At 56.4% G+C, this 13,027-nt stretch carries 8 protein-coding genes, 2 rRNA genes and 2 pseudogenes; 8 read left to right on the forward strand and 4 right to left on the reverse strand.

Annotated features, from left to right (window positions below):
• Positions 1 to 13 precede the first annotated feature (13 nt).
• Positions 14 to 907, reverse strand: coding sequence for a TauD/TfdA dioxygenase family protein (locus ACKZ62_RS27865; protein ID WP_032884809.1), 894 nt, complete (start codon positions 905 to 907; stop codon positions 14 to 16).
• Positions 908 to 1,173: 266 nt separating this feature from the next.
• On the opposite strand from ACKZ62_RS27865, the gene ACKZ62_RS27870 reads away from it, so the two are divergent.
• From ACKZ62_RS27870 to ACKZ62_RS27890, 5 genes are all read left to right on the forward strand, one after another.
• Positions 1,174 to 1,881, forward strand: a complete 708-nt coding sequence (locus tag ACKZ62_RS27870; protein WP_032884807.1) for a GntR family transcriptional regulator — start codon at positions 1,174 to 1,176, stop codon at positions 1,879 to 1,881.
• Between the two features lie 340 nt (positions 1,882 to 2,221).
• Entirely contained in the window at positions 2,222 to 2,980 is a 759-nt protein-coding gene (locus ACKZ62_RS27875) for a DUF3050 domain-containing protein (protein ID WP_447096130.1), read from the forward strand.
• Entirely contained in the window at positions 2,977 to 3,915 is a 939-nt protein-coding gene (locus ACKZ62_RS27880; protein WP_447096131.1) for a diiron oxygenase, read from the forward strand. Before ACKZ62_RS27875 ends, ACKZ62_RS27880 begins: the two co-directional genes overlap by 4 nt.
• Complete coding sequence (locus ACKZ62_RS27885) at positions 3,912 to 7,289, forward strand: amino acid adenylation domain-containing protein (RefSeq protein WP_447096132.1); 3,378 nt, start codon at positions 3,912 to 3,914, stop codon at positions 7,287 to 7,289. The genes ACKZ62_RS27880 and ACKZ62_RS27885 overlap by 4 nt, the downstream gene beginning before the upstream one ends.
• A 19-nt stretch (positions 7,290 to 7,308) precedes the next feature.
• Positions 7,309 to 7,773, forward strand: a complete 465-nt coding sequence (locus ACKZ62_RS27890; protein WP_095186346.1) for an SRPBCC family protein — start codon at positions 7,309 to 7,311, stop codon at positions 7,771 to 7,773.
• Between the two features lie 34 nt (positions 7,774 to 7,807).
• Here the strand turns inward: ACKZ62_RS27890 and ACKZ62_RS27895 are convergent, their stop codons facing one another.
• Positions 7,808 to 9,688: a methyl-accepting chemotaxis protein gene (locus tag ACKZ62_RS27895; protein WP_032884796.1), complete on the reverse strand. Its 1,881-nt coding sequence runs from the start codon at positions 9,686 to 9,688 to the stop codon at positions 7,808 to 7,810.
• Positions 9,689 to 10,063: 375 nt separating this feature from the next.
• Between ACKZ62_RS27895 and ACKZ62_RS27900 the strand changes: the two are divergent.
• From ACKZ62_RS27900 to ACKZ62_RS27910, 3 genes and pseudogenes are all read left to right on the forward strand, one after another.
• Positions 10,064 to 10,492: pseudogene (locus ACKZ62_RS27900) on the forward strand (sigma-70 family RNA polymerase sigma factor).
• Positions 10,485 to 11,459 carry a FecR domain-containing protein gene (locus ACKZ62_RS27905; protein ID WP_447096133.1) on the forward strand — a complete coding sequence of 325 codons (975 nt, stop codon included), beginning with the start codon at positions 10,485 to 10,487 and terminating at the stop codon, positions 11,457 to 11,459. Before ACKZ62_RS27900 ends, ACKZ62_RS27905 begins: the two are co-directional and overlap by 8 nt.
• A 351-nt stretch (positions 11,460 to 11,810) precedes the next feature.
• A pseudogene (locus ACKZ62_RS27910) lies at positions 11,811 to 11,993 on the forward strand (TonB-dependent receptor plug domain-containing protein); the annotation flags it as partial.
• A gap of 612 nt (positions 11,994 to 12,605) precedes the next feature.
• On the opposite strand, the gene rrf (ACKZ62_RS27915) reads toward ACKZ62_RS27910, so the two are convergent.
• Together rrf (ACKZ62_RS27915) and rrf (ACKZ62_RS27920) are read right to left on the reverse strand one after the other, a co-directional pair.
• Positions 12,606 to 12,721 (reverse strand): 5S ribosomal RNA (gene rrf / locus ACKZ62_RS27915).
• 108 nt (positions 12,722 to 12,829) lie between these two features.
• Positions 12,830 to 12,945: ribosomal RNA gene (gene rrf / locus ACKZ62_RS27920) — 5S ribosomal RNA — on the reverse strand.
• Positions 12,946 to 13,027: the final 82 nt, after the last annotated feature.

Here is a 13,027-nt window from a genome sequence, read left to right on the forward strand (position 1 = left end):
GTCATGCTCCGAATCAGAAAGGCGCGTCGCCCTGGATGGTGGTGCGAAACAGCTTGCGGCGCAGATGGCTCGGGCAACCGGCGGCCAAGTGGATCAGCGAACGGTTGTCCCAGAACACCAGGTCGTGGGGCTGCCATTGGTGGCGATAGATGTTGTGCGGCAGCACGCTGTGGGCGTACAGCTGAGCCAGCAGATCGCGGCTTTCGTCTTCCGGCAGGCCGACGATGCGGGTGGTGAACCCTTCACTGACGAACAACGCTTTGCGGCCGTTTTCCGGGTGGGTGCGCACAATCGGGTGTACCACTTCTGCGACTTGCGCCAACTGCTCGGGAGTAAGCGTGGGGCGCCAATTGCCTTCGAACTTGGTCTCGCTGTAGCGCGCGGTGTAGGAATGGGCGGCGCTGCGGCCTTCGACAGCTTTGCGCAGGTGCTCGGGCAGTTGATCCCAGGCTTTGTGCATGTCGGCGAACAAAGTATCGCCCCCTTCAGAGGGCAACTCCTGCGCATGGAGCATCGAGCCAAGGCTCGGCAGTTCTTTATAGGACAGATCCGAATGCCAGAATTTACCCGCGTCACCCAGGCCGATGGATTGGCCGTTTTCGATAATGTTGGAAACGATCAGGATTTCCGGGTGGTTGGCCAGCAGAAACTGTTTGAGTACGTGGATCTGCAGCACGCCAAAACGGCGACTGAAGGCAATCTGTTGTTCGGGGGTGATGCGCTGGTCGCGAAAGACCACCACATGGTGATCCAGGTGCGCGCGATGAATACGCGCGAAATCCTGGTCATTGACTGGCCGGGACAGGTCCAGACCGATAATCTCCGCACCGACGCTGCCGGGCAGCGGGCGAACCTCGAAATCCTGGGCGGAAAAGATCGCTGTTGGAACAGTAGAGGTGGCAGACATGAGTTCACTCCCGGTCAGACAGGAGAGTGACTTTATAGGTATAAGAACGGCATTTTAAATACCGTTAATGAATATCGATATGCGGGAATGTCGCAACATGGCAGCAGCGTGTAAGACCCCGGAAAGCTCGGATGTGGGCCGCCGGAGCCCCGCGTTGAAACGCTTACAAGCCGAAACCGTGGCCGTTTGACAAGCTTATTGGCAGCCACTAGTGTGCATTGGATCCAATTAGCCACCACTCTTTGAATAAGGAGGATAGCGTAGCCGTGACGCAGAAGCCGAACCCTTTGAACAGCATCAAGATCAGCGGTCCTATTCCCGCCCATCTCGCTCGCTCCGTGATTGAAGAAACATTGCGCAATGCCATCCTCGATGGCCGGTTGCCCTGCGGTACCGCCATGCGCCAGCAGGAGCTCGCCAGCCTGTTCGGGGTCAGCCGCATGCCCGTGCGTGAAGCCTTGCGCCAGTTAGAGGCGCAGTCACTGCTGCATGTGGTCACCCACAAGGGCGCCGTCGTGGCACCGTTGATCGAAGACAACTCAGCTGAGACCTATGAGCTGCGACTGTTGCTGGAGTCTGAAGCGCTACGCTTGTCGATTCCCTTGCTGACCGAAGCAGATCTGGCCGATGCAGAGAATTTCATTTGTGCCCTCGAACAGGAAAAGGACTACACCGAGATCGGTCGTCTCAACCGCCTGTTTCACATGACCCTTTACAGCAAGGCGCCTAACCAACGGCTACTCAAATTGGTAGAGCACGGGTTAAATGAGGAAGAGCGCTTCCTGCGTTTCAACCTAGAAGCGATGGGGCTGGGTGAGACATCCCAGGAAGATCACCGTGAACTGCTAAACCTTGTGGCGCAGAGGAAAACCGACGAAAGCATCCTGACACTGCGTAATCACTTGATGCGCGGAATGGAAGTGATCACAGCCTATCTCAACAGCCCGAATACCACTGTAAAAAACACCCCATAACAAAGCGCCAGGTCTCTCGTCTTGACGCTCAAGAGCTGCGGGGCTTCCTACCTGATCAGGTAGCACACCCCGCGCCGAAGAAACTTCTCACTCTTATAATGCAAGTTGCCGACAGCTAATATTATTTAGCAAAACATCTAATGCATTCATATGCTTACCAACTTGTTTAACCCGCTTATTATCCACCGCCACTAAACCAGACACTTAACTCGACGGCGCAGCCCCAATCGCGCGAGCGTTTGTGCGCGCCAAGTCTGGCTTATATCTCTTTATCTCCTTGCCACTCACAACAACCCAATACTGCTTAAACAGCAGACGCAACAACTCATAGGCATCAACCATGTACCCACCATTACTTGAAAAAAGAAAACTGAAGTTGTGCAACCATCCGTTATTTCTGGAAATAACCTCACTGCAAAAATTACAACTATTCATGGAGCACCATGTGTTTGCAGTTTGGGACTTCATGACACTCACCAAACGCCTGCAACAGGACCTGACATGCACTCGCCTGCCTTGGCTGCCACCGGCCGACCCGAACGCTGCACGCCTGATCAATGAGATAGTGCTGGGCGAAGAGTCGGACTCACACCCCAGGCAAGGCTATTGCAGCCACTTCGAGTTGTACTTGGAAGCCATGGTCGAAGTCGGCGCCAGCACCTCGTCGATAAACCGTTTCATTGCACTGCAACACCAAGGCGTTGATGCAAATACTGCCCTGAGCATGTCGAACGCTCCTGCTGGTGCTGCACGCTTCGTCAGCGACACATTGCACATGGCACTGAACGCACCCACCCATTGTGTAGCCGCCGTATTCCTTCATGGCCGTGAGTGTGTCGTCCCACGCATGTTCGAACGCATCCTGCAGACTGATACGTTTATCCATCGCCAAGCACCCACCTTGCGCGGCTACTTCGAGCGCCACATTGAGTTAGACGCTGAGCATCATGGGCCGGCAGCTGAGCAGTTGCTCGAACGCTTGCTGGCAGTGGCTCCGAGTTACCCGAAACAAGCCGACGAAGCAGCCCTCGCCGCCGTAGAAAGCCGTATCACGTTCTGGGACGAGGTGCGGGCCGCGCTGCAAGAGGTGCGCCCATGAATACCGCGGGCTACACCCCCATCGCCGACGACTGGGAACGCCGCGCGACCATCCGTACACGCCCTCGCCGCTTGCTGGAAAACGATGACAATCTGATCTATCCGATGTGCCGCCAACCCTTGGTACTCAGCAAGACCTTTGTTGAACACTGCGCACAATGGCGCGACTTCGTGCTGGTGCAAAGCTTCTACAAATTCATCAACGACGTGGTCATTTTTGAAACCGAAATCGTCGAAAAAACTGCGCGCAATATTGCCAAGAATCGCTTCTCGCTACCCTTCCCCCTAGCCTGTCGCGTTGATGCGATGACGGTGGTGGTGGATGAGGACTACCACGCCCTGGTAGCGCTGGATTTCCTGCAACAGGCAGTGGAAATGACCGGCATACAACCGCTCGACCTGCCGGAGCATATCGAACTGAGCCGTGCGCTGCCGGCGGCACAGGCGCAGGCCCCCGCCCATCTGAGCGATGCTGTAGAACTGATTGGCGTGGCTATCGCCGAAAACACCGTAACCCACGATGTCGCAGCGTTCTCTAAGGACAGCAGTGTCAAAGCTTCCGTTCGTGGCTTGATGGCCGACCACCTGTTTGACGAAGGCCGCCATGCGCAGTTCTGGACCCGGCTGGTGCGTATTTACTGGCAAACCGCGAGCCCGGACGACCGTGACAGCATCGCTCAGGTACTGCCCACATTCCTGGCGCATTACCTGACCAACGACCTGCAGAAAAACTTCGACCTGCAACTGATCGAGCACCTCGACATCAGCGCTCGCCTACGCGGGAATCTGCGCGATGAAGTCGCAGCGCTGGCGTTTCCCATCACCCGCCAGCACCCATTGATGGGCAATATCATGGGTTTCCTGCAACACAGCGGCTTGCTGCAAACGCCAAGTGTGACACAGGCGCTGAACGACTACCTGCCGGTGTCGCCATGAGGTGCCTGACAATCGGCTGGCTCGGAACAAGCAAGGCACTTGGCGCCATCAGGCCCGTATTGGAGCAATACGGGCATGTGTCGGGCGATAAGAACATCGACCTGTGGATTGAAGACGGTAGCCTGCCGTTGCCGGATGACGTGGGCAAAGCCTCCTGTATAAGTCTGCGCCTTGGGGTCGGTCCGGTAACCGATTGCGGGTTGCCCCTGTTGCAACTGCGCGCCTATGACCGTGAGCGACGTTTGTCTGCCGTGCTGGACATCGCCGAAGAACCCAGTGGTAACGGCCAGCGACTGCGTCGGCAGGTCACAGACACAGTGGTGGACTGGGTCGCGCTGCTCGTCAGTGGTTTTTCACGTGATCCCGGGGCTCTCTCTACGAGCGCGATTGCCACTGACTGGCCCGAGCAGAGCTTGCGGGGGCTGGAGACGCTGGCCTTTATGCACCGATTCAATCGTACGGCAGACCCCAACCTGATCCAGAAAGCCCAGGTGCCTGTGATCGAACAGCTCCAGTCCAGCCTTTATGCCTTCGCTGACCGGACGGCTCTGAATATCGCCGGGCACACGGTGACCTACCGCGAGTTGCACCTTCAAGCCATAGCAATCCAGCAACGATTACAGCCCTTGCTGGACGCTGTTGAAACACCGTGGATAGTTGGCGTGTGCATGGAAAAGTCCATCGAACTGTACGCCAGCATTCTTGCGCTGCTCGGCTGTGGCGCGGTGTACCTGCCACTGGAATCTGAGCAGCCTCTTAAACGGCATCAGACCATGCTCGCAAGCGCCGGGGCTCAAGTGTTGCTGGATACCGGCCAGCACCCGTTACGGGCGCATTTCACTTCACTCGATGTCAGCACCGTTAAGCCACACACCCTCAAATTTGCTCATCCGTTGATGCACAATCGCCCCTGCTCGGATATGCCGTGCATGGTGCTCTATACCTCTGGCAGCACGGGCCAGCCCAAGGGGGTGCTCCTCAGTCAAGGTAACCTGGCGCACTTCACTGCTTGGCTTGGGTCCTGCATGAAGCCAGATGAATGGAGCCGCGTTGTACAGTTTTCGCCCCTGGGTTTCGACTCGTCATTGATCGACATTTTCCCTGCGCTGATTGCAGGTGCGCAGTTGATCGTGCCCAGTGAAGAACAACGACGCGACCCTGAGCAACTGGTGGAACTGCTCCGTCGACAGTGCGTTACCCATGCCTTCCTACCGCCCGCGCTGCTCAATATCCTGCCGCTGGATCAACCCTTGGGTGTGACGCACCTGCTCACCGGTGGCGATGCCTGCGAACCCCATGTCGTCGAGCGACTGGCAGCGCAGTGTCAGCTTCACAACCTCTATGGCCCCACCGAAACCACAGTGCTGATTACGCACCGGACGCTCGCACCCGATGACAACAATCGCAACGTTGGCCACCCCATCGCCAATAGCCAGGTGCTGATACTCGATGACGATCTGCAACCTGTGGATGAACAGGTGATCGGCGAGTTGTACATCGTCGGCCCCGGATTAAGTCTGGGCTATGTGAATGCGCCGCATCAGGCTGACAGCCCATTCGTCGAACTGCTGATGCCGAGCGGCCAACCGCTGCGGGCCTACCGCAGCGGCGACTTGGCACAGTGGACGGCCCAAGGGATTGTGCTGGGTGGGCGTCGCGACGATCAGGTGAAGATCCGCGGTTTCCGGGTCGAACCCCGAGAGATTGAACAATGCCTACGCAATAGCCGGCTGTATCGCGAACTGGCGGTAGTGATCGACCATGAAAGCAGGATCTGCGTCTTTGTCGCCCAGCCCGCACCCGGCGCCACGCCGGTGGCCCTACAGCAGCATGCGCGCCACCGGCTACCGGACTATATGCAACCCGGTTTCTGGGTGGAACTGCCAGGCATGCCGTACACCAACAACGGCAAGGTCGACCGGAAGACGCTGCTGGCGCTCCCCTTCCAACCGATTTTCAGCGCTGCGCACCGGGCTGCACACACACCGCTTCAAGCACGATTGAGCGAGGTGTGGAGCGAGCTGCTGGGTGTGCCCAGCCATCAGTTGTCCATCGACGAAAGCTTCTTCGCGTTGGGCGGCCATTCAATTTTGCTGTCGACTCTCTTGTTGCGTGTACGCGAGCAATTTGGCCGTAGTTTCGCGTTGAGCCACTTCATTGAAGTTCCGACGATTCGTACGCTCGCAACGCTGATGGAGGACGGAGAACCACCCGACGCATCCTCTGGCCAGGCAGTCTTGGATGCCCAACGGGATTGGGTGATCACTCCCTTGCATAGGAATTGCGCTGGTGATCCGCACAAGGTGATTGTGACGGGGGCCAACAGTTTCGTCGGCGTCCATATTGTCGAAGCATTGCTGGCCTCTGGTGTAACCGAGGTGGCATGCCTGGTACGTGAGATGCCGGGGAAGCCTGCAATGGCACGCTTTACCCAGTCGCTGCGCGAATACCACCTGGAACACCTGGACTTGAGCCGGGTACGGGTAGTCTCCGCCGACATCAGCCTGCCGCGATTGGGTTTGACCTGCGAAGTGTATGACACGCTCGCCGCAGACTTTGGCGTGCTGGTGCATAACGCGGCGCAGGTCAACCACGTGATGGACTACGCGTCACTGGCCAGAGACAACGTTGAACCCATATTCGAATGCCTGCGCCTGTGCGAAACCCGCTGCAAGAAGGTCTTCAACTTTGTCTCAACGTTGTCGGCGTCCAGCAGCATCGACCCGCAAGGGTATGTGCTCGAAGCAGCGGCTGCGACCACCCTGCCGCTGTACATCCGCAATGGCTACAACCTATCCAAGTGGGCAGCCGAGCGAGTGTTGGGGCGTGCGGTCGCGCAAGGTGCCTGGGTAAATATCCATCGCCCTGGAAATATCAGCTTCAACAGTCGCAACGGTGTCTGCCAGCCGCAGAAGAATCGCCTGATGCTGATGCTTAAGGGGTCTCTGCAGTTGGGAATGTTGCCTCGGCTGGATCTGAATTTCGACCTAATGCCCGTGGACTTCCTGGCTCGATTCATTGCTTACCACTGCACGCGCTTTGAAGCGGACAAAAGCGTATTCAACCTGCACAACCCACAGCCATTGAGCTGGGATCACTACCTGGATGCGTTCAGCCGGGCGGGCCATCGGTTCGAACGAGTGAGTACTGCGCGTTGGCAGCAGGCGCTGCGAACAGCGGGCCAGGACAATGCGTTGTTTGGCGTAATCGGGTTTTACCTGGATCGACTGGATGAAGACATTGGCGACACGTTGATGATCCGTCATGACAACGCACAACACGGCGTCCAGCAGATGGGCGAGCAGTACCCCGAAAAGAACGCGGCGCTTCTGAGTAAAGGCTGCAATTACCTTAAGACCATCGGCTTTCTCTGAACCGCTTCAGGACAACTTCATGAAACCGCTGCAACCCGATACGTTAATTCATAACCCAAACGGCCGGCCGATCGTGGCCTCTGTGGTGATCGACTGCCATGCCACCCGCCTATGGAACACGGTGGGGCGGTTTGCAGGCTTCGATACCTTCATACCGGCCCTGACGCATATCGAAATGACCGGCACCGGTGTGGGCGCCTTACGCACGAAATTTTTCCGCGATGGCAACCGAGTGGTGGAACAGCTAAATAGCTGGGATGAGCACGCGATGCACATGACCTGGACCACGATCTACAACACCCTGGGCGTGGCCAGGCTGTGGGCGGCAATCAAAGTAGACGCTCTTGGAGAGCACTGCTCCAAGGTAACCTGGACCATCATTGCCGAGCCCTTAGACGCAGCACAGGTGGGATTTGAGCAGTTTGTGCAGGGGTTCGCCGATGGCGCCCTGGAGAATGTTCGCCGCTTGCTGGGTAAGCGATAGGAGCGAGATCGCTCGCTCCTACACACTCAGCAGATCAAATTTTGAAGCTATCGACCAACTGCTTCAACCGATTGGCCTGTTGAGACAGCGCATCGCAGTCTTTCAGGGTTTCGTTGAGGTTGGTCACACCTTGCTGGTTCAGCAGGTTGATCTGGTTGATGTCGACGTTGAGGGTTTCCACCACGGCAGTCTGTTCCTCAGTAGCGGCGGCCACGGACTGGTTCATGCCGTCGATCTCGACGATTCGCTGCGTTACGCTGACCAGGCGCTCACCGGCCTGGTTGGCCACCTGAACGCTTTCTTCGCTGGAGGTCTGGCTGGCATTCATGGTGGTCACCGCCTCACGCGAGCCCACTTGCAGCGAAGTGATCATCTTATGAATCTCTTCAGCCGACTCCTGGGTACGGTGAGCCAGGTTACGCACCTCATCGGCGACCACGGCGAACCCGCGTCCGGCTTCACCAGCACGTGCTGCTTCGATTGCCGCGTTCAATGCCAGCAAGTTGGTTTGCTGGGAGATGCCTTTGATCACATCAAGGATGTGGCCGATGTTGTCGGTGCTGGCGTTCAGCGTTTCGATCTGGGTGCAGGACAGGCTGATCTTTTGCGACAGTTCCGACATTGCCAGGATGGTTTGCTCAACCACTTTGCGCCCATCGTCGGCCTGCTCGCTGGCACCACTGGCGTGCTGTGAGGCGTCAGCGGCGTTACGGGCGATTTCCTGAGTAGCGGCGCCCAGCTCGTTGATTGCTGCGGCGACGCTGTTGGTACGTGCGCTCTGCTCGTCAGAGCCTATGATCGAAGCGTTGGATGACGCCATCACACGCTGGGACAGGTCATGCACCTGGCGCGTTGCTGAAGACACTTCGGAGATCGAGGCGTGGATACGTTCTACGAACCGGTTGAACGCACTGCCCACTTCACCGAACTCGTCTTTGCTGGTAACCGTCAAGCGGCGGGTCAGGTCACCCTCACCCTGGGCGATGTCCTGCATGGCAATGCCCATGGTGGTCAGAGGGCGCAGCAATACTTGAATAAGCAGGCTCAAGAGCACGGCAATCGCGACGACAGCGATCAGCATGGCGATCAACGCGGACGTGCGGAATTTGCCCAGCGGTGCATAGGCTTTGTCTTTATCGATCGACAGACCGATATACCAATCAGCACCGGGCAAACCGCTAATAGGCGTGAACGACAGGATGCGGTCCTGACCTTTGAGGACGACCTCTTGGTTAACTTTCTCAATACGGACGCTGGTACCTGGATAGATGTCCTTGAGGTTTTTCATCACTTGGTCTTCGTCAGGGCTGACGATGACTTGGCCGTCGCCGCTGACCAGGAACGCATGGCCGATACCGCCGAAGTCCACCGAGTTGATGATCTTCACCAGGGTTTGCAGGCTCAGGTCACCGCCGACCACACCGAGCAACTCGCCGTTCTTTTTCACCGGCATGGCGATCGTTACGATCTGCCCACCCACTGCGGCCATATAGGGCGGCGTCAGCATGGGCTTATCGGCAGCCACCGCTTGCTTGTACCAGGGACGCTGGCGAGGGTCGTAGCCGTCAGGCATCTTTGCGTCGGGACGCTGGGTGAACACGCCGTTGGTTTGACCAACGTAGGTGAACTGGAAGTTCGAGGTGAACGCCGGTTGATCGACCAACCCCGGGAGGTCAGCCGCACTGCCTTGGTGGGCAACGTTTTGCGTCAGACTTTCGAGCACCAATATCCGACCGCTGAGCCAGTTCTGCACACTGCTGGCGGTGAGCTCACCCGACTGCTGGATAGACGACTCCAGGTTCTGCTTGATGGTGCTGCGCTGCAGGTAGTCGTTGTAAAGAGTAAATAACGCGAAGGCTAGAACCACGACGCCTGACGCGGCCAACAAAATTTTATGACTGAACTTGAGATTCATTTCATCGACTTCTTTTTGCCAAAGGGGGGGTGAGCGGGCCGAATGGAGCATTCCATGTACGGTCTAGGCAGCGTCTCGGGCCGCTCTATTTCGGTGCACACATGGCTTATCAGGCTTTCGGCCACACCGAAGTAAAACTTAGTGATTTGTGGGAAAGATCTTCTTTTTAGGTAGGAAACCGACAAAAGGTTGTCGTACAAGGAGCGAAGTAAAAAATTTTTCCGCCTGCCAAGCACTGAGACAAATTGACATCTGTGACGTCTGGACGAGCTCGTCTACAGGCCTCTTTCTGAATACACCTCGCGTGAAGATAGCGTTGTGCAGACGCTTTACTGCACCCACCACAACTGGCTTAACACGTGGCTGCGCGGCCGTATGGCCAATGTCGCAGATGCAGCAGAACTGCCTCAAAACGCCTTCATGCGACTGCTGTAGAGAATCGAACGTTTTGAACTCAAGGCGTTACGGGCATTGTTGCGCACAAGTGCACGAGGGGTGGTCGTTGATCACTGGCGCCGCGAGGAGATCGAACGAGCCGATATCGAGTCAATCGCCCATCTGTCCGAAGCGCTGGCGCCAAGCGCTGAGGCGCGGGCGTTGATATTGGAGTTACTGGAGGACATCGCCCGGCTTTTGGAAGGGTTAAAACCTAAGGTGCGTAAGGTATTTCTGATGGTTCAGTGTGATTGGCTAACGTACAAGCTGATCACAAAACAGATGGGTATATCACTGAGGTCAGTTGAGCGTTATGTCGCCGAGGCGCTTTACTACTGCTCCGTCCTGCGTTACGGCGCCAATGAATAACACCACACGCTCCGGGCCAGACTCTAGGGTGGTCAAGCAGGCCATCAGTTGGATGCTGCGCTTACGTCACAACCCCGCCAATACACGGCTGCGCCTGCAATGCGAGCAATGGCGCGAAGCTCATCATGATCACGAACTGGCCTGGCAACGGGTACTGGCGCTACAACAGGAGCTCAATAGCCATCTGACCGCGATCCCCGGGGTACATAAAGCACTGGAAAACAGTACACAAGGCCTGGGACGGCGGCAGGCACTGAAGTTATTGGCCGGCGCACTGCTGGTGGGCTCAACAGTATGGCTAAGCCGGGACCTGACCGGTTTGCAGCGCTGGACTTCTGACCTCGCAACAGCCCCCGGCGAGCGCCGCAGCATGCAATTGCCCGATGGCACTCGCCTGCAACTCAACACAGACAGCGCGGTAGACCTGGACTTCAATCCGCAGCAGCGTCTGATCACATTGGTGCGTGGGGAAATACTGGTGACCTGCAGTGCTGCTTCCTCTGCCCCATTGTTGGTTCAAGCTCAACACGGCTTGCTGGAAGGCATCGAAGGGCGTTTTACAGTTCGTCAGTACAGTGACCGCACACGCTTGAATGTGGTCAGCGGTACTGTAGCGATTCACTCACCGCACAGGCCGGATGGACTTTCGACGCGCGTTCACGCAGGTGAGAGTTACGTCGTGCGTCAGACCGAAGCCATGCTTGCTCCGCCGCGAGATATGGACGTTGCTGCTTGGTCAGATGGGCTGCTAGTGACCCGAAATATGCGATTGATCGACTTCCTTGCAGAAGTTGGGCGTTATCGCCCTGGTTATCTGGGCTGCTCAATGGATATTGCAGATCTACGGCTGTCGGGTGCATTCCGCCTGGAGGACACCGATAAATTGCTAGCGATACTGCCACGCATACTGCCGGTACACGTGCGCTATCGCACGCGTTGGTGGGTGAGCCTGGAGCGAAGGGTCTAATTTTTCACTTTTTTGGCGGCTTTTTTCCGTGAGTCCGGCTTAGACAGTGAGCCAGTCAATCTGCGCTCACCAGGCATCTACAGATGCTGAACATGCCAGCGTGTTTTCCCCGCAACACACTCGACTCTTCTTACCCGCTATTGGGTCAAGCCATACGCGCAGCATTGCTGTTGAAAGCGCTGGGTAGCGGTACGGTACTCATCAGTGTCTCAGCGGCAGAAGCCCGCACCGAGCAGGTCAATCAACCCTACAAGATAGCTGCAGGCCCACTGAGCCAGGTACTCAATCAGTTCTCACGACCGATAGGCGTCACTATGTCCAGCATGCCAGCGCAAACTCAGGACCGGCACTCGGTGGGGTTACAGTGTGATGCGCTGCTTAAATGATCGCTCGGTGGATAACATTTACCTTGATGGCTTGAAGTCCATGAGGGACAGAGGCACCTATAGCACGATGTAAGTTGATCCGTACTTCTTGGAGCGCGTGGACATTCTCAAGGGTCCTTCCTCACTACTCTATGGGCGCAGATGTCCCGTCTGAGCATCGACTTTACCGATGACACTTCACTGACGTTACAGGCCTATCTCCACTAGGGCGACCAAGCAAACCATGCTGATAGGTGCGGGCTATCAAGGGCGTAAACAGTGGTGGATTGGACAAGTGGGTCGCTTGAGCCAATCAATGCGTTTAACCCAGCCTATGGTAACTCTGCTATCCGCTATTACAGCCCTACCAGCTACTTGCGCCGGGTGGAGCAGACCGGGTCTTATCTGCAAGACCTGATCGAATTGATCAGGAAAATCTGGCAACCAAGCTAACGCAGGAAAGCTTTTATCGTGCTGTCGGCGCTGTACGCTCGCTGGGGCTGGAATTGGAAGCACATATGGAGCTAAGTTCTTGGGCAGCTATACCTTTAAGGTAACGTCGACTTGAAGGGCGTGGATGTGAGGCTGAATGCTAAGAATCTGACCAATGAAACTTATGTAGCGTCCTATGCCAGTCTGAACTTCTGCTATCTGGGTGAAGAGCGCAGCGTAAGCGCAAGGTAAGTTACCAGTTCTGAGCCATTGTTGTGACCCCCACCCACCAGCGCCTCTAAACGACAAAACCCCTGTCTGTATAACAGACAGGGGTTTTGGAATTTAATCTTGACGATGACCTACTCTCACATGGGGAAACCCCACACTACCATCGGCGATGCATCGTTTCACTACTGAGTTCGGGATGGGATCAGGTGGTTCCAATGCTCTATGGTCGTCAAGAAATTCTGTGTATCGGATCGTTGCATTCGCATCGCGCCGATGAGATTCATGAGTTTCTACATAAAACAAAACCCCATCTGCTTTCGCAAATGGGGTTTCGGAATTTAATCTTGACGATGACCTACTCTCACATGGGGAAACCCCACACTACCATCGGCGATGCATCGTTTCACTACTGAGTTCGGGATGGGATCAGGTGGTTCCAATGCTCTATGGTCGTCAAGAAATTCGGGTACTGAGTCGTGACCAGCTGGCCTCGCTTCAGCAAATTGGGTATGTGATAGCTTTCGGTGTTTGCAAGAGTCG

It is taken from the genome of Pseudomonas sivasensis (genome assembly GCF_052938085.1).